General features: G+C 67.7%; 22 protein-coding genes. 4 read left to right on the forward strand and 18 right to left on the reverse strand.

Going from position 1 to position 16472, the window contains the following annotated elements; translation table 11 throughout:
- Positions 1 to 158: 158 nt before the first annotated feature.
- The 6 genes from FHR20_RS00010 to FHR20_RS00035 form a co-directional block, all read right to left on the reverse strand.
- On the reverse strand, positions 159 to 371 hold the full coding sequence (locus tag FHR20_RS00010) for a cold-shock protein (protein ID WP_167297638.1): 213 nt from the start codon (positions 369 to 371) through the stop codon (positions 159 to 161).
- A 277-nt stretch (positions 372 to 648) separates the two neighbouring features.
- Positions 649 to 912 (reverse strand): hypothetical protein, encoded by a 264-nt coding sequence (locus FHR20_RS00015; RefSeq protein WP_208413339.1) that lies wholly within the window; start codon positions 910 to 912, stop codon positions 649 to 651.
- A 52-nt stretch (positions 913 to 964) separates the two neighbouring features.
- Positions 965 to 1147 (reverse strand): hypothetical protein, encoded by a 183-nt coding sequence (locus FHR20_RS00020; protein ID WP_208413340.1) that lies wholly within the window; start codon positions 1145 to 1147, stop codon positions 965 to 967.
- 44 nt (positions 1148 to 1191) lie between these two features.
- Positions 1192 to 1413 carry a hypothetical protein gene (locus FHR20_RS00025; RefSeq protein ID WP_167297642.1) on the reverse strand — a complete coding sequence of 74 codons (222 nt, stop codon included), beginning with the start codon at positions 1411 to 1413 and terminating at the stop codon, positions 1192 to 1194.
- A gap of 381 nt (positions 1414 to 1794) precedes the next feature.
- Positions 1795 to 3423, reverse strand: coding sequence for a Na+/H+ antiporter (locus FHR20_RS00030; protein ID WP_167297644.1), 1629 nt, complete (start codon positions 3421 to 3423; stop codon positions 1795 to 1797).
- Positions 3424 to 3908: 485 nt separating this feature from the next.
- Complete coding sequence (locus tag FHR20_RS00035) at positions 3909 to 4298, reverse strand: YegP family protein (RefSeq protein WP_167297647.1); 390 nt, start codon at positions 4296 to 4298, stop codon at positions 3909 to 3911.
- A gap of 162 nt (positions 4299 to 4460) precedes the next feature.
- Here FHR20_RS00035 and FHR20_RS00040 point away from each other — a divergent pair, with 162 nt between their 5' ends.
- Together FHR20_RS00040 and groL are read left to right on the forward strand one after the other, a co-directional pair.
- Positions 4461 to 4730, forward strand: coding sequence for a hypothetical protein (locus FHR20_RS00040; protein WP_167297649.1), 270 nt, complete (start codon positions 4461 to 4463; stop codon positions 4728 to 4730).
- 169 nt (positions 4731 to 4899) lie between these two features.
- Positions 4900 to 6522, forward strand: a complete 1623-nt coding sequence (groL, locus tag FHR20_RS00045; RefSeq protein WP_167297651.1) for a chaperonin GroEL — start codon at positions 4900 to 4902, stop codon at positions 6520 to 6522.
- 71 nt (positions 6523 to 6593) lie between these two features.
- Here the strand turns inward: groL and FHR20_RS00050 are convergent, their stop codons facing one another.
- Genes FHR20_RS00050 through FHR20_RS00065 form a run of 4 tightly spaced genes read right to left on the reverse strand, consistent with a single transcriptional unit; the run spans position 6594 to position 8227 of the window.
- Positions 6594 to 7502: a transglutaminase family protein gene (locus FHR20_RS00050; protein WP_167297653.1), complete on the reverse strand. Its 909-nt coding sequence runs from the start codon at positions 7500 to 7502 to the stop codon at positions 6594 to 6596.
- An 11-nt stretch (positions 7503 to 7513) separates the two neighbouring features.
- Positions 7514 to 7792: an antitoxin Xre/MbcA/ParS toxin-binding domain-containing protein gene (locus tag FHR20_RS00055; RefSeq protein ID WP_167297655.1), complete on the reverse strand. Its 279-nt coding sequence runs from the start codon at positions 7790 to 7792 to the stop codon at positions 7514 to 7516.
- On the reverse strand, positions 7789 to 8049 hold the full coding sequence (gene infA / locus FHR20_RS00060) for a translation initiation factor IF-1 (RefSeq protein WP_167297657.1): 261 nt from the start codon (positions 8047 to 8049) through the stop codon (positions 7789 to 7791). The genes FHR20_RS00055 and infA overlap by 4 nt, the downstream gene beginning before the upstream one ends.
- A gap of 4 nt (positions 8050 to 8053) precedes the next feature.
- A complete protein-coding gene (locus tag FHR20_RS00065; protein ID WP_167297659.1) occupies positions 8054 to 8227 on the reverse strand; it encodes a hypothetical protein in 174 nt (57 codons plus the stop codon).
- Between the two features lie 423 nt (positions 8228 to 8650).
- On the opposite strand from FHR20_RS00065, the gene FHR20_RS00070 reads away from it, so the two are divergent.
- Both FHR20_RS00070 and FHR20_RS00075 read left to right on the forward strand, forming a co-directional pair.
- Positions 8651 to 8971 carry a helix-turn-helix domain-containing protein gene (locus tag FHR20_RS00070; RefSeq protein ID WP_167297661.1) on the forward strand — a complete coding sequence of 107 codons (321 nt, stop codon included), beginning with the start codon at positions 8651 to 8653 and terminating at the stop codon, positions 8969 to 8971.
- Positions 8972 to 8983: 12 nt separating this feature from the next.
- Entirely contained in the window at positions 8984 to 10222 is a 1239-nt protein-coding gene (locus FHR20_RS00075; protein ID WP_167297663.1) for a type II toxin-antitoxin system HipA family toxin, read from the forward strand.
- Here FHR20_RS00075 and FHR20_RS00080 read toward each other — a convergent pair.
- The 8 genes from FHR20_RS00080 to trbJ form a co-directional block, all read right to left on the reverse strand.
- Entirely contained in the window at positions 10219 to 10437 is a 219-nt protein-coding gene (locus FHR20_RS00080; RefSeq protein ID WP_167297665.1) for a helix-turn-helix domain-containing protein, read from the reverse strand. The genes FHR20_RS00075 and FHR20_RS00080 overlap by 4 nt on opposite strands.
- Before the next feature lie 11 nt (positions 10438 to 10448).
- Positions 10449 to 11093: a hypothetical protein gene (locus FHR20_RS00085; protein ID WP_167297667.1), complete on the reverse strand. Its 645-nt coding sequence runs from the start codon at positions 11091 to 11093 to the stop codon at positions 10449 to 10451.
- The gene (locus FHR20_RS00090) at positions 11090 to 11329 is read right to left on the reverse strand and encodes a DUF2274 domain-containing protein (protein WP_167297669.1); all 240 of its coding nucleotides are present in this window, start codon (positions 11327 to 11329) and stop codon (positions 11090 to 11092) included. The genes FHR20_RS00085 and FHR20_RS00090 overlap by 4 nt, the downstream gene beginning before the upstream one ends.
- Before the next feature lies 1 nt (position 11330).
- The gene (locus tag FHR20_RS00095; RefSeq protein ID WP_167297671.1) at positions 11331 to 12554 is read right to left on the reverse strand and encodes a TraB/TrbI/VirB10 family type IV secretion system protein; all 1224 of its coding nucleotides are present in this window, start codon (positions 12552 to 12554) and stop codon (positions 11331 to 11333) included.
- Positions 12551 to 13504 carry a P-type conjugative transfer protein TrbG gene (trbG, locus tag FHR20_RS00100; protein WP_167297673.1) on the reverse strand — a complete coding sequence of 318 codons (954 nt, stop codon included), beginning with the start codon at positions 13502 to 13504 and terminating at the stop codon, positions 12551 to 12553. The genes FHR20_RS00095 and trbG overlap by 4 nt, the downstream gene beginning before the upstream one ends.
- Complete coding sequence (trbF, locus tag FHR20_RS00105; protein WP_167297675.1) at positions 13501 to 14307, reverse strand: conjugal transfer protein TrbF; 807 nt, start codon at positions 14305 to 14307, stop codon at positions 13501 to 13503. The genes trbG and trbF overlap by 4 nt, the downstream gene beginning before the upstream one ends.
- The gene (gene trbL, locus FHR20_RS00110) at positions 14307 to 15611 is read right to left on the reverse strand and encodes a P-type conjugative transfer protein TrbL (RefSeq protein WP_167297677.1); all 1305 of its coding nucleotides are present in this window, start codon (positions 15609 to 15611) and stop codon (positions 14307 to 14309) included. The genes trbF and trbL overlap by 1 nt, the downstream gene beginning before the upstream one ends.
- A 115-nt stretch (positions 15612 to 15726) precedes the next feature.
- Complete coding sequence (gene trbJ / locus FHR20_RS00115) at positions 15727 to 16467, reverse strand: P-type conjugative transfer protein TrbJ (protein WP_167297679.1); 741 nt, start codon at positions 16465 to 16467, stop codon at positions 15727 to 15729.
- Positions 16468 to 16472: the final 5 nt, after the last annotated feature.

Below are 16472 nucleotides of genomic sequence, written 5' to 3' on the forward strand. Positions count from 1 at the left end.
GCGGCGGCCCCGGCGGGCGGGGGGGGGGGGGCGGCGGGGGCGCCCCCCCCCCGCCGGGGGGGGGGGGGCCGGGCCGCCGGGGGGGGGGGGGGGGGGGGGGGGCCCCCCCCCCCCCCCGGCGGCGTCCGGAAGAACGCCGCCATACCGGGTTGGGCTGATCAGTCGGCGGCCACGAGATTGACCGCCGAGGACTTGCCGCGCTTGTCCTGCTCGAGGTCGTAGGAGAGGCGCTGGTTCTGCTGCAGCGTGGCCATGCTGGCACGCTCGACCGCGCTGATGTGGACGAAGGCATCGCCGCCGCCGTTGTCCGGGGCGATGAAGCCATAGCCTTTCTGCTCGTTGAAAAACTTGACGGTTCCGATGACGCTCATTGGGAATTCCTTTTCCTTGGGGGGCGGCCGACGACCGGAACGCCCGGTGCCGCGGTGCAGACTGAAGGAAAAAGAGGCCGCAAAGCTCCAAGAACCGCCGATTTGCGACTGTAGCCCATCATATATGGGGAACGCACATCCGTTACGCAAGGGATGGGACGTGCCGCCCGATCTGGATCGCCGAGGCGGCAGCACCGTCGACCCACCGAGCGCCATAGCCGTGATGATTCGGCTCGCCTCGTATTCGAAGCGAAAATGGCAGGCCTGTCCCGCGCCGTCAGGCGTCCGCGAAGCCCCGATCGGGATTCTCACTCCATGTGCGCTCGTCCGGCCACAGGCAAAGGTGCAGGACCTTCGCCGCTTCCCGCTCCTGCCTGGCATGCGCCACCCTCGCCTCGCGTCGTTCGGCGGCCAGCGCCTCCTTGGCCCAGGCGGCGGCGGCGAGTGCTGCGATCGATCGGACGTTCGCGAGCGGCGCGTTCAGCGAAACGACGCGCTGGTGCGCTTCCTGGGCGCGGCAGGTGCAGGCTGAGGGTTGCATGGTAGAATCCTTATTGCGGACGGGGGATCGGGACGAAAGCCGATGGAGCAGCTTATGCATGCTGCGCGCTCCGCGATTCGGCACGCCGCGCGGCGGCGAGCGCATCCTTCAGCGTGCTGTAGCGATAGCCGTTCCAATGGAAGTAATCGACTGGAACGCGTTGGATGCCAAAGGCAGCCATGGCTGCCTCGTCGTCCCGCGGGGACACGATACTCTCCACGATTCGCGGTTGCATGCGGTCTCCTTTCTTGCCCGAGCCGGAGACCCGGACGTGACGGATCAGTTCGCGCGACGGGGGCGTACGGGGGTGCGGGTCACCGCCCCCTTGAGCAGGCGCGTGCCATAGATCCGCTCGATCGCCCGCGCGTCCTCGGCGCGCACGAAGACGACGCGCGTTCCCAAGGGGACGAGCGCCTCGATCGTGCTGATCGCGGCATCGTGCTTGGCGGACATGGCCACGACCTGCTCGACGGTCGCGTCGATGTTGACGGCCCGCGACATCAACCTTCCCGCAGCGACGAAGTCGCAAACGCCCGGCGAGGCGCGCCGAACAGCGAAAGGACTTCGCGCGGAATCCGCGCCTCGAGCAGGGGTAGCGCCGCGGTCGCAGAAGCATGAGGCCGGAAAGCCGACGCAAAACGCCGCGCAGGAGGAGGTGGGGAAGCGGGGGACATATTGTGCTCCACGGCAGAGCGGGAGCACGAATCATCTCTCAGTCGCGTCCTTGCTCATGGGCGGAGTGGCGCGATACTGCTGATATAGGATTCGGCAACCCGGGTTTCCAGTGGCGCGTCGCAGTATCGGCATCCGGCACGGGCGTCGCGCTGAACGGGGTGGACCGGCGTCGGTTCCGGGCGCGTGACCATCGGCAGCCGATCGCCGTCATCCGGCATATCGCGCCTCCAGCAGGTCGAGTTCGCGGATCAGCTTGCGCGCGAGTTCGCTGCCGAGCTTGCGCTTGCGGACCATCCTGAAGATGGCGGTACGCTCCGCCTTCAGCGCGGCGAGGCGGAGATCGCGCTCGATCCGCTCCGACCGGCGCTCGGCGGCATTGGCTTCGATGTTGCCCTGCCGGGTTTCGATGCGCTGGCGATAGCCGTCCATGATCCGCGCGGCGGCGGCGAAATAGAGGTCGACGTCGCTGCGTCCCTCCGCCAGATCGTGCTGGACGCGCTCCACCGCGGCGATGGCAGCCTGCGCCGCGACGACCCGTGCGGCATCTTCCTCGGCCTGGTGGGAGGGCTCCGCCGGCATCGTCAGACCGTTGAGCAGCCAGGGCAGCCCGATGCTCGCAGCAAGGAGCGACGTGATGATGACGCCCATGGCGAGGAAGACCGCGAGATCGCGTGCCGGGAAGGCGGCGCCGTCCGGCATAGCCAGCGGGAGCGTGAACACGCCGGCCAGCGTGATCGCTCCGCGCACGCCTGCGAAGGACATGGCGGCGGTGATGCGCCAGCCAGGGCTCGCGCGCTGATCCCGGGACATGAACCGGGTCAGCCTCAACGACAGCCACACCCAGAGGAATCGTATCGCGGCAAGGCCGAGATTGATCGCCACGACATAGACGGCGAGCCACCAGGGGGCATGGTGTCCGGTCAGCTGTACCGTCTCGGAAGCTCGCGCCAGGATGAGCGGCAATTGTTCGCCGAGAAGGACGAAGATGATGCCGTTGGCGGCGAACTGGATGACGTCCCAGAAGGTAGCGCGGCGGATGCGCGTGAGCGCCTGCGCCTGCCCGGCGCCTTCGACGAAGCCCATGGTCAGGCCGGCGGCGACCGCCGCCAGGATGCCGGAGCAATGCAGGCGCTCGGCGACCAGATAGGCGCCGAACGGGATCAGCAGGCTGATCAGGATCTGCGATCCGCTGTCCTCGCCAAGCCGCCGGCTGATCCAGTTCTTGACCTTGCCCACGCCCCAGGTGAGCCCGGTGCCCACCGCGATGCCGCCCAGCGCCACCCACAGGAAGTCCAGCACCGCATCCCGCGGCGAGAAGGTGCCGGTCAGCGCCGCCGCAATGGCGAAGCGCAGGCACACCAGGCCGGACGCATCGTTGAGCAGCGATTCGCCTTCGAGGATGTGCATCATCCGGCTCGGGATCGGCACCCGCTGGGCAATCGCCGACACGGCGATCGGATCGGTCGGGGAGAGGACGGCGGCGAGCGCGAAGGCCACCGCCAGCGGCATTGCCGGAATCATCCAGTGGATGAACAGCCCCATCCCCAGAACGGTGAAGACGACAAGGCCGAGCGCGAGCTCGATGACCGTCTTGCCGTCACGGAACAGCTCCTCGCGTGGAATCCGCCACCCGTCGAGGAACAGCAGCGGCGGCAGGAAGAGCAGGAAGAAGATTTCGGGATCGAGCGTCACCCGCCAGTCCGCCACCAGGCCGATGAAAGCCCCCAGGACGATCTGCACCAGCGGGCGGGGGATCGGCAGCGGCAACAGACGCGACGCAACGCCGCTCACCACAACGGCAAACATCAGGGCAAGGACGATCGTGATGGTTTCCACGGTTTCCTCGGGCGGAGAGCGAAGCCCATCCTCCCCGACCGAATACCGCGTGGCAACCCGATCGATCATCGAACCGCGGATCCGCGTTCATGGGTCGAGGTTAGAGACGGAGCCGCGCGTGCCCGGCCACTGCGGTCACCGTCGACGGGACCGCCCCTGCCTTTGGGTGCCACCGCTCGATTTCCGTCCGGCTTCCGCCAGCGGCTCGACCATCAACCGCGCCTTGACGCAGAGATCGGGAGGATCAGACCGGTCGTTTTGCCGGATCGAGCCCTACCTTCCCCTTCAGAGAGGGAGCTGAGGCGTTCTGTTTCGGCGGTCCGGCTTTCTTGGGCTTGCGGACCTCCTTGTTGCCCCTGCGCTGACTCTTGGCCATTGATCGCTCCTTCCTTCGCGTTCGTGCCGGATGGCCAACGCTCTGACCCAGGTTGGAGCAGCGATTCCGTCTAGAGGCTGCCGTCCTGGGACGCCAGCGCCGATCGCGATCAACAGCCTGCGGTTCGAACCCTTGCGCATCCGGCACTGCTGCGAAGCGCCGCCACCGCGGCTGCGCAATCCCGCTCGCTCGCATATCCCGCGCTCGTTGCCAGCGTCACATCGGAAGCCGAGCAGAAGCGCCACCGCCAGTCTCCGCCGGAAAACAGGATCGACGTGAGCCGCACCTCCTCGGCGCGATAGATTTCAAAACAGAATTGGTCCTCCGGCGCCGGATTCGCCCTGGCGCCGGTTGGGTCGGCGCTGGGAAGCTTGGTGTCGTTCGATGCCGTAAGGCGAAACAGCACGTCTGACACGTCGACGGGAATATCTGCCAAGGGAAGGCTCGCCGAGACCCGGCACGGCGGCTCGAATTCGCGAAATGCTGAACTGCTCGACATGTGATTCTCCCGTCGGCAAGCGGGAGCAAATCAATTTCTCTCTGGCGTCGCGCGCTTGCGAAGCGGGTGAGTCGACGATCCCGTTTCTATACGCCCATTCGCGGCGCTTGACCACCGTGCTAGGCATCGGGCAGCGGTCGGCATCGGCCGTTGGAGAAGCCCATGTCGATCCGTTCCACCCGCTCGACCGTGACCTTCGCCTCGCCGTTCCGGCTGAAAGCCACCGGTGAAATCCTCCCGCCGGGCAGCTACGAAGTCGAGACCGACGAGGAGGCGATCGAAGGCAATGGGCATATCGTCTATCGGCGCGTCGCCACGCTGCTCTATGTGCCGACGGCGTCCGGAACACGCGTCTGCACCGTGGATCCCGCGGAACTGGCGGCGGCTATCGCAGCCGACGCGCAGCGCGCGCCGCACCCCGAAGCCTCCTAAGTCCGGCGCTCCCCACGGCGAGGCACTTGCCAGCGCCACTCCGGAAGCCCACATGCCTACCATCGGCATGGGCCGGCTCCGGCCTTGCCAATTCGCATATGGTGGCGCTGGCCTCCGGTTGTGAAAGCGACACCTTCGTCGCGGTCCAGCAACCGGAACGTTCCGATCCATGGCTATCAAGGACATCCGATTCTCGCACGATGCGCGCGAGAGCATCGTGCGCGGAGTCGACAAGCTCGCCGACGCGGTGCGCGTCACGCTCGGCCCCAGGGGCCGCAACGTGCTGCTCGACAAGGGCTATGGCGCGCCGCACATCACCAAGGACGGTGTGACGGTCGCCAGGGACATCGCGTTCGCCGACCGCTTCGAGAATCTCGGCGCGCAGATCGTCCGGGCCGTCGCCTCGCGGACCCAGGACCATGCCGGCGATGGCACCACGACCGCGACCGTGCTCGCGCAGGCGATCGTCCGCGAGGGCATGAAGTCGGTATCGGCGGGCGCCAGCCCGATCGATCTCAAGCGCGGCATCGACCTCGCTGTGACGCGCGTCGTCGCGGAGCTGTCCGCGCGCTCGCGGCCGGTGTCGGACAACACTGCGATCGCGCAGGTGGGGATCGTCTCCGCCAATGGCGACGAAGAGATCGGCCGAATGATCGCCGCCGCGATGGACAAGGTCGGCAACGATGGCGTGATCTCGATCGAGGATGCGCGCGGCATGGCGTTCGAACTGGAAATCGTCGAGGGCATGCAGTTCGACCGCGGTTATCTCAGCCCCCATTTCATCACCGACGCCGGGAAGATGATCGTCGAGCTCCAGGATCCGCATGTCCTGATCCACGAGAAGAAGCTGTCGGACATGCACCGGCTGCTCCCCGTCCTGGAGGCCGTGGCCCAGTCGAGCCGGCCCTTGCTGATCATTGCCGAGGACATCGAAAGCGAAGCGCTGACGGCGCTTGTCGTCAACAAGCTGCGCGGCAGTCTGAAGGTCGCGGCGGTCAAGGCGCCGGGCTATGGCGATGGCCGCCGGGTCATGCTGGAGGACATCGCGATCCTCACCGACAGCGTGCTGATCTCGCCCGATCTCGGTCTGTCGCTCGATCGCGTCACGCTCGACATGCTCGGGGGCGCCCGCCGCGTGACGATCGGGCGCGACGACACGACGATCATCGGCGGCGCGGCAAGCAGCGAGACGGTCGCCCGCAGGGCCGCGCTGCTCCGGCAGCAGATCGCCGCCAGCGCAAGCGACCATGACCAGGAAAGGCTCCAGGAGCGGCTCGCCAGGCTCACCAGCGGCATCGCGATCATCCGCGTGGGCGCGTCGACCGAAGTCGAGATGCGCGAGCGCAAGGATCGCCTGGACGACGCGCTGCACGCCACGCGCGCCGCGGTCGAGGAAGGCGTCGTGCCGGGCGGCGGCACCGCGCTGCTCTACGCTTCCCGCGCGCTCGACATGAAGGGTGCCAATGACGACCAGACGCGCGGCATCGACATCCTGCGAAGAGCCCTGTCCGCGCCGCTGCGGCAGATCGCGGAGAATGCCGGACAGGACGGTGGCGTCGTCGCGGCGCGGCTGACCGACCGCAACGATCAGGACATGGGCTTCAATGCCCAGACCGGGCATTATGAGAATCTGGTCGAGGCAGGCGTCATCGATCCGACCCTAGTCGTGCGCTCGGCGCTCCAGGACGCCGCATCCATCGCGGGGCTGCTCCTCGCCACCGAAGCGGCGATCGTCGATTTCACGCCGGGCTCGCCGCCCTCTCCCGCACAAGGCCGCGCCGGAGACTTCTGACCCGACGCGGTGATATCCTTATCGGCACGGCCGCGGCCAGGCTTACGGCCGGATGTGCGGCGCTTTTCCTTTCAGGACGGAAGCGGTTGCGGCTGGTCGAACGCGCTCGCGAGCACCGTGCCGGTGGTGACGCTCACTTCGACACGCATCTCGATGAAATCCTCGGGAGCGCCGGTATAAAGTCCCTGCACCGGATGGATCTGCTCGATGCTTCGCGCAACGGCGACCGGGATCAGGCCGGCGCCGCCCATCCGGGCATGGGTCGGGTCGAAAGCGATCCAGCCGGCGCAGGGAAGATAGACTTCCGCCCAGGCATGGGTGGCGCAGTGCTGTCCGGCGGTGCCATCCTCCGGCTCGGCTACCTGGAGATATCCCGATACCGCCCGCGCGCCGAAACCGAGGTGGCGCACCGCTTCAAGGAACAGCGTCGCGAAATCGCGGCAGGAGCCGCTTCCCATATGGATGGTCTCGTCCGGGGATTGCGTCCCTTCCGCGTCGCGCGCGCGATAGGCGCACTCGGCCAGGATGCCGGCGTTGATCTGCTTGAGCAGCGTCAGCGTGTCGGTCGGCTCCGACCCGCGGAAGCTCTCCACCCAGTCGCGCACGCTATGGGCCGCGTCGGGATATTGCGGCTCACGCAGCGCGCCGAGATCCGCCACCTCCTCCGCCGAATAGGCGAACGGAAAATCATGCGCCGAGGGCGCAATGCTGAACACCGGCCATGCCGTGGCCGACTGGTCGACCACCATCCGGCTGTCGATCGTCAGCGTCTCCACCGCGCCGGAAAAGGTGGCGGTGGCGATCAGATTGCCGAACACGTCCTGGGTCCATTCGATATGCGCCGGCGGTGTGCAGCTCAGCAGGGTCGTGAGCAAACGCAGATCGTGCTGGCCACGCGGGCACAGCATCATCCGATGCGGCAGCAGCGCGACCGGCCGCGCATAGCGGTAGACGGTGCGATGGCAGATGGTAAGCAGCATCCGGTGCCCGCCTATTCGCCGGTGGCGCGTGCGGTGATCGCGCGCTCGACCGCTTCGCAGCCGTCGGCGCTGGCCACTGCCAGATCGAGCGGCCGGCCCTCGAGCGCATCGTTGTAGCTGTTGAGGAACGCGATCGCGGCATCGGCGCCGAGCAGGTTCCAGGCAAGCAGCGTGACGCGGCTCTGGCGCTCGACCCCGTCCGGCGACAGCCGCGCCGCCGCCTTGCGGAACATCCCGCGTTTCGGGGCCGCAGCTGCGGCGGGGGCTTCGCCAGCCGGTTCGTCGCTCATCGTCGATTTCCTCTGCGCGGGGTGAAGCCGGTGCTCGCGATGCGCTCGCGATACACGAGCCGCCCCTTTTCCATGTCGTAAGGAGACATCTCGACCTGCACCCGATCTCCGACCAGCGTGCGGATCCGATATTTGCGCATCTTCCCCGCGGTATAGACGATGATGCGGTGGCCGTTCTCAAGCGCGACGCGGAAACGTCCGTCGGGAAGGATCTCTTCGATCAGCCCGTCGAGCGTGAGCAGATCTTCCTTGACCAAGCCGTCAGGCCGGCACGAGCAGCGAGGCGCCGGTACCAAGCCGCTCGCGCAGCTGACGAATCCGCCCGGCATAGCCGCGCGCCAGCCCCTGATGCGAATGTCGCGCCCCGCTGCATGCGGCGGTGTCGGCGCGCATCAGCGAGACTTGGTGGCGCGCGAGAAGATAATTGAGATCCATGGGACAGCTCCGGCCAATTGTAAGCGGGAGCGCGTCTGTCTCTCAGCCGCGAGCGCCTACGAATCCGCTTGCCCACGATGCAGGAGATATAGGGATGACGGGGCCTTCCCGAAACCCCCGAAGCCAATTTACTTCGCGTCCGCTTCCCTGGGCGACATCAGAACCTTCGGATCTTTCGGCTATAGGCGTATCTTCGAAGCACGTCCGGCGCGGCGCCCGGTCGCGGTGACGGGAGCATTCCTAAGCACGGAATCGAGCCCCCTGCCATACCGGTACGCCCTACCATATTTGCATCATAAATTGTGCGTTATGATACTTTGCGCACGACTTAAGGTGCAGGAAATGTGCATCGCCACCCCTCCCCAACGATTCGCACTGTAATTTGAGCGCTAAGAATGATAATGCACGGTTTATGGTGCAACTATGAGAAGCTCCCCCTCGAAGGCCGCCTTGCCGCTTGCGGTGCGAAAGGCGCTGCGCAAGCTCGGTGGCGACATCCAGATCGCACGCAAGCGCCGCCGCCTGACCATGACGATCGTCGCCGAGCGCGCCTTCATCAGCCGCAACACCCTGACGCGGGTCGAACGGGGAGATCCCGCGGTTTCGCTGGGAGTCTATGCGACGGTCCTGTTCGTGCTGGGACTTTCCGAGCGCCTCGGCGATCTTGCCGACCCGCTCACCGACAGCGTCGGCCTGTCTCTCGAGAGCGAACGCCTTCCTCAGCGCGCGCGCAGCGCGCAGTGATCGGAGGCGGCTATGGAGCGTACGCTTGACGTTCACATCGACTGGCGGGGCGAAACCCTGCAGGTCGGCCGCCTCTGGGCACGCTCCAAGGGCAACAAGGAAACCTCGAGCTTCGAATATACGGACCGCTGGCGGCGGCATCCATATGCCTTCGCGCTCGATCCGCTGCTGCCGCTGACGGCCGGCACATTCCATACGGAAGGGCTGTTCAACGCATTCACCGACCCGGCGCCCGACCGCTGGGGCCGCAACCTCCTGCTGCGTCGCGAGCGCAAGCGGGCCAAGGCGGAGGGGCGACCGGCCCGCACACTTCTGGACATCGACTTCCTCACATTGGTCGAGGACGAGAATCGATTGGGTGCCCTCCGCTTCGCGGAGGCGGGCGAGGCGACCTTCCTGGCCCATACCGATCAGGCCATCCCGCCGATCATCAAGCTCGCCAAGCTGCTTTCAGCCACCACCCGCATTCTGAATGACAAGGAAAGCGACGATGATCTGCGTCTCGTCCTCGCGCCCGGCGCATCCCTCGGCGGCGCGCGTCCCAAGGCTGCGGTGATCGACGCCGAAGGGCATCTCACGATTGCGAAATTCCCGAGCCCCAACGACGACTGGCCCGTTCCGCGCTGGGAAGCTACGGCCATGACCCTGGCACGGGCCGCGGGCATCGATGTGCCCGACTTCGCGCTCCTTGTGATTCAGAAGCGCCCTGTCTTCGTCATGCGGAGATTCGACCGCGACGAAGGCGGCCGGCGCATTCCCTTCATCTCGGCACTGACCGCCCTCGCTGCGTCCGATGGCGACACGCGAAGCTATCTCGAGTTGCTTGATGTCCTGCGCACCGATGGCGCCGCGCCGGAGCGGGACGCGGCACAGCTCTGGCGCCGCATGGTCTTCAACGTGCTGATCTCCAACACCGACGACCATCTGCGCAATCATGGCTACCTTCGGGACACAGGCGGCTGGCTCCTGGCTCCCGCCTATGACCTCAATCCGATGCCGATCGACGTCAAACCCCGCCACCATGCGCTGACGCTTGATGAAGCGGACGACGCGAGCTCGATCGACACGGCAATGGCAGTCGCCGGGCAATTCGGTCTCAAGCCGGCTGCAGCGCACACCATAGCAGCCGAAGTCGCCGCGGCCGTGCTCGCCTGGCGGGAAGTCGCCAGCGACAACGGCCTCTCCAGCGCTCAGATCGAACGCATGGCGAGCGCGTTCGAGCACGCGGACCTTGCCAAAGCGGCCGCCTAGCTTCGTTCGAACAGCCGTTTCAGGCTGGGATAGAGGATGAAGGTCGATCGCCCGATCTTCACCGTCTCGATCGTCCCGTCGCCGATCAGCTCGTAGATCGTCGAGCGGCAGATCCCGGTCAGCTTGACCGCGGTGGCAATCCGCACGCTGATCGGCTCCAGGGTATGAGCGACAGGTGGCCCCTGTCCCTCCCAACCGCCTTCATTCCCGTTCATGTCGTTCTCCATCACGCTATCCTCCGTGCGAGCCAGTTTTCGATGTCGGTTTGCCGGCGGGCGCGATCGACCGACGGCAAGGCAGCTGCGAAGCGGGAGACGCCGGAGCCGTCGAAGCTATCGGCGCCGGTGGCCATGCAGAGGCGGACGCGTCGGGCGCTGTTGACGCGCCCAACATGGCAGATCGAACCGCGCGCATGCGCAAGGCGCGCCCAGCGACCCATGGTCGCCAGCTTCCACGAGGTGTCGCCACCCACGAAGACGCCGACCCGGGGACCCAGCAGGGGACGCACCGCGTCGGGGTTCATCCCGTTCTGCACGGCGATCATGAAGGTCTGGCCGGCCAGTGCCCTTCGGTGCCGGAGCCGCTCGAGCCATTTCTGCGAGAAGCGTAGGGATGCGAGGCCGCCCATGACGATGTCCGGAAGGACGATCCAGTCGGCACCGGGTCCGAGCAGGGCGACCGCCCCCTCGAAAGCCACCTCGTCGAAGGGCTCGTTCCGCTGGAATGACGTCCATGCTCCGTTGTCGAGCGCGTACCGGAAGCCTTCGGTGCGCAGCACGCCGCGGGCGGAGACCATCAGTCGCCATCCGGCGGCGCGCAGTGCGTCGAGATTGCGACGTGTGCCGGTGCGTGATGCATAGGCGAGCATCATCGGCCGCCTCCGGCGGTTCCGGTGGGTGGGCGCCGTGAGCGGGCGAACGCCTTGTCGCTATCGAGAAAGGCGGAGAGCATTGCCGGGATCAGGTCAGCGACCGGCTCCTCCCGGCCATAGGCCTGCGCATAGAGCGCCGCATAATCGTTGAGCGCCTGGTGGAGGTCCGGCGTCACCGAGATGCCGAGTTTGACCGGGGTGCGGTCCGGCAGTTGTGCGAGCTTGAGGTCCGGCATGCTATCGCTCCTGTCCGGGCCACGGCGCGAGGACGATGTCCTTGTGGACGACCACGCGCAGCGGCCAGCCCGGCCGCACCTCGAGGGTCGGCTGGACGTTGAGGTTCCTGGTGACGACCTGGTCGCCGGCACGCGACGTTCCCTGCTGCGCCGACTCCCGGATGGCGCGGACGAGGTCGCTTTCGCTGTCGCCCAGGCTCAGCTCGGTGCCGACCCCGAGCAGCGTCGACAGCGCCACGCCCTTGAGCAGCTGCCAGGTGTGACGATCGACCTTGTCGGAGAGCCCGGCATAACCGGCCATGTCGGTTGCCGGCACATTGTCGATACGGACCGAGCTGCCGTCGGGCAGGACGATGCGCTGCCATACGACCAGCGCGCGCTTTTGCCCGAACGCCACTACGCTGTCGTAGCTGCCGATCAGGCGAGACCCTTGCGGCACCAGGAGAGTGCGGCCGGTGACGCTGTCATAGGCGTTCTCGGTAACCTGCGCGGTGACGAGCCCCGGCAGGTCGGAGTTGAGCCCCGTGATCAGGCTCGCGGCGATGATGCTGCCGGCGGTCAGCGTATAAGGTGAGACAGGGGTCACCAGCCTGTGCGGATTGATGTCGGCCGTCGGGTCCTTGCTGGCGAGAAAGTCGGCCTTCCGCTGCTGGTTGCCCGGATCGCGCGCGGGATCGACGGCGATCGTCGCCGGCTGCGCTTCCTGCGCCGGAGTCGCGGCCGGCGCAGCGGTGGCAGGACCAGCGCCGGTTGCGTGCCCGGCAGTGCCGAGCTGCATCATGATGCCGGACTCGCGGGCCGACTTGCGCTCGGCGAGAAGTCGCTGTCGCTCGGCCTCGGCGGCCTGTGCGGCCTGATCCGAAGAGCCGGGAGGCGGCAATCCGCCGAGCGCCTCCTGCCGGCGCAGGATCGGACGCCCGAGATCGCCGGGGAGCGGCGGGCCGAGCCTGGGCACGTCGCCATAGCTTTTCGGCGCACCGGCGAGGGCATCGTCGGGCGCGTGGTTGGCGATGTCCTTCTGGTCCTCGGCGCCGGCGACGATCCGGAAGGTCGCGGGCTTGAGCGCGACCCAGGTGACCCCGACGATCACGGTCGATCCGAGCGCTGCGATCGCGATGATCGCGCCGCGGCGAAAGCGGATGATCCGGCTCGGGCGGCCGCGCAGCACCAGCGTCTCGGGGTCGAGCTTGGGCGAGGTCGCCGCAGCGGGGACCGTCTCGCTCATGACGTCCTCCGCTGCCGCCGGCTCCGCTCGGCGCCGGCGCGGCTGATGCGCACCACCGCCTGCTTCTTCGCGCCCAGCCGCAGCTCGGCGGCATCGAACAACCGGTCGACCACATAGAAGCGGCCGACCATGCGGTAGTTGACGAGCTGGGCATCGCCGCGATCGCCGATCACGAACAGCGGCGGCGCCTCGCCGACGCCGACGCTCGCCGGGAACTCGATGAACGTCTGTCGCCCGTCGTCGAAAGCGCGCAACGGCCGCCAGGCCGGCCTGTCGCCGGTCACCGCATAACCGAAGTTGAGCTGCTCGACGGCGAGCCCCGCCGCGACCGGTCTTGCCGCTTCCGCCGCCGCCTGCTGGCGGCGGATCGCGATCAGCTCGTCCTGAGGATAAGTCCAGGACAGCGCAGCCATCGCGGTGGCCGGCGTGCTTTCGAGCTGGAGATGATAGGCGCGCCGATCGGTGGTGATGACGAGGTTGGTCGAGAGCCCCGCGGCGAACGGCTTCACCAGGATATGAACGCGCTTGCTCTCGCCGGTGCCGCTGGTCGTGTCGCCGACCGTCCAGCGCGCGGTGTCGCCCGCCGCGACCGAGACGATCGCCTCGCCGGGTTGCAGCGCGATGTCGGTCACGCGCTCAGGCGCGGCGAACAGGCGGTACAGGACGCCCTCGCCATAGGGGTAGACCTGAACGGCATTGACGAAGGCCGGGGCGACAGGCTCCTGGGTCGCCTTCGCATTCGCCGTGCGAACCCGAAGCTCGGGCGGCGACGGCTTGTGACGGCGGGGCGCCGTGGGGCGCACTACCGGCGGGGGCGGAGCGAGGTTGGTCGCGACTGGCGGTGGCGGGATGGGACTTGCCGTCGCGGCGTGAGGCGGCTCGGCCGGCGAAGTTTGCGCAAAGGCGGGCACCGCGGCGAGCGTGCTCGCCGCAAGCAGAATGCGCTTCATGGACGGGTCTCCGGTTGGGCTTGGGAGGGCTGGCCGAGGCCGGGGTCGAGCGGTGATCCGCCGGGCACGCTGGAATTCGGGACGGGCGTCGACGGCGCGCTCGACGGATGGTCAGTCGGGGTCTCGAGCTCGCGGCTCCAGTCGATCGCATCGACATAGAGGCCGAGCGGGTTCTTGCGCAGCGTGTCGGCGTCGCGCGGCGGCTTGAGCAGGACGGTGACGATCGCGGTCCAGCGCGACGTGCCCGTGAGACTCCCGCGTTCATAGGCGCGCTCGAGCCATTTCACCTGGAAGCTCGATGCGGACGCACGGACCACGCTGGTCACCTGAACCGAAACGGTCTTGTCGCCGACATCCGCGAACGGGTTCGCCGAGCGGGCATATTCGCCGAGAAAGATGGCGCCGCGCTTCGAGGCGAAGTCATAGGCCTGGAGCCAGTTCTCCCGCATCAGCACCGGGTCGAGCGAGCGCGAGCGGATATCGGTGATGAAGCGCGCCAGGAACCAGGCGATCTGGGGATCGGTCGGCCGGTATTCGGCGGCGGCAGGCGCCACGGCCTGTGCCTGGCCGACGCTGTCGACCGCGACGACATAGGGAACGACCCGGCTCTGCATCGACTGCCAGACAAGCGCACCCGACAGGCCCGTGGTGAGTGCCAGCCCGCCGAACGCCATCAGCCGCCAGTTGCTCGCCTGGGCCCGGGCGGAGCCGATCCGCTCGTCCCAGAGCTGGCCGGCACGCTGGTACGGTGTCTCGGGTTCGTCCGTGCGCCCGTAGCGCTGGACGGCACGTTTGAAGCGCATCAGTCCTTCTCCTTGATGTCGGGGGTCGCGCCGCCGCCGCCGCGATCCGCGCCCTGGAGTGCGTGGATCGCCATCTGGCGGTGGTGACGGCGGGATTGCGTGTTCTGGAGATCGCGCGCCCAACCCGGCATGGCGTCAGACGCAGGAGCCGACCGATCCCCGGGGCGCGCTTGCGCGCTCGCCGTGCCGGCATTCCAGGCAGCGCGCTGGCCTTCGCCGGCCGCCGCGCGAAACCCGAGGCCGTCGCTCATGCGCTGCGCGAGCGCGCCGCGAGCGGCGGTCGCGATGCCGCCCATGCCGGCCGCGACCGATTTCGAGCCCGAGGTCTCCTGGCCGAGCTTGTACGCGGTCGACGCGGCCGATCCCATCGAGGTGCCCGCGCGGATCGCGCCGAACCCGGCACCGGCAAGGCCCTTTGCCGCGGCCATGCCCGCGCCGCCGGCGACCGCGAAACCGCCGGCCGCGAGCGCCGTGGTGGCAACCGCGGAGCCGGCGCCGAGCTGCGGCGCGCCGGAGACGAGCCCGGAAGCGATGCCGGGCCCGAAGATGCCGAGTCCGAACAGCGCGAGGCTGGCGAGCACCAGGCTCATCGCCTGGCCGATATCGGGCTCCTTGCCCTGCAGTGCGGAGGCGAATTCGGTGAAGAAGCCGGAACCGATGCCGACGATCACCGCCAGCACCATCACCTTGATGCCAGACGAAATGACGTTGCCCAGCACCCGCTCGGCGAGGAAGCTGGTCCGGTTCCACAGCGCGAACGGCACGAGGATGAAGCCGGCGAGCGTCGTCAGCTTGAACTCGAGGATGCAGACGAACATCTGCACCGCGAGGATGAAGAAGGCGACGATCACGATCACCCAGGCGATCAGGAGCACCATGATCGTCATGAAGTTCTCGAAGAAGGTCGTGAAGCCGAGCAGGTCGCTCGCCTGGTCGAGCAGCGGCCACGCGGCCTGGAATCCGGTGCCCGCGAGCCGGCCCGGGCGGAGCAGGTCGTCGGCGGAAAGCGTTCCCCCGCCGGCGGTCAGGCCCGCTTGGGCGAAGGAGCGGAAGATGATGTCGGCGAGCGTCTGGAAGCGATTCAGAATCAGCGCGAACACGCCGATGTAGAGGATCTTCTTGAGGAAGCGGCCGATGATGTCGTCCTCGCCTCCCATCGCCCAGAACAGGCCGGCAAGCGTGATGTCGATGCCGATGAGCACCGATGTCAGGAAGCCGACATCGGGCCCGAGCAGGCCGAACCCGCTATCGATGTAGCGGATGAAGTCGGCCATGAACCGGTCGATCACGTTGAGGTCGTTCACAGATCTGTCCTTCGGACCTTGGGTGCCGCGGGGCCCGGCCAGGGGGAGCGGGTGGCCGGACCCCGCGGGCTGCGACCGCGGCGGCAGGGGGCTTTATCCGCCGCGGCCGGTCTCGCTATTGCCGGGGGGTGTAGGCGGTGCCGGTGCCGAGGAACCTGCGCGTCGCGGCACGCGACGCCTCGGACTCGGTCAGCTGGCGCTGCTTCTCGAGCGCGTCGGCGCGGAACTGCGCGGCCATCATCTGCTGGAGCGCCATGCCCTGCTTGGCGGTGAGCGCGAGCAGCTGGTTGGTCGCTTGGCCGATGGCGAGCGCGCCTTCCGCGCCCTGGCTGCGTGCCGCGATCTCGGCCAGCGCCTCGGCGTCCTCGCGTGCCTGCTGCACGATGCCGCTCTGGATGGTCATCGTCCGGCGGAGCGCATCGGTGCTCGCATCGTAGCGCGCCCGGGCCGCCTGCAGCCGCTGGTCGCGCGTCGAGCCGGGGTCGAAGCTGCGCGGATAAAGCTCTTTCAGCCTGGCCTCGAGCTGGTCCACCTCGAAGTCGACGCTCTGCGCCTGCTTCATCAGCCGGTCGATGCCGTCGAGCCTGTCGAGCAGCGCCTGGAGCTGCGGAAAGGCGATGCGCTTCAGGTTCCGGTCCAGCCGGAGCAGCATCTGCGCCTCGTTCTGGAGCGACTGGATCTGGTTGTTGACCTGCTGGAGCGTGCGTGCCGCGGTCAGGACGGTCTGACTATAGTTGCTGGGATCGAACACCGTGATCTGCGCGTGTGCGCTGTTCACGAAGCCCATCGTGAGCGAGCCCAGGGCACCGAGGCCCAGCGCCGTCGCGATCAGGTTCTTGCGGGTGAGGATAGGCATCACTT

Origin of the sequence: Sphingomonas leidyi, assembly GCF_011761945.1 — a bacterium.
GTDB classification, from domain to species: Bacteria; Pseudomonadota; Alphaproteobacteria; order Sphingomonadales; family Sphingomonadaceae; genus Sphingomonas; species Sphingomonas leidyi.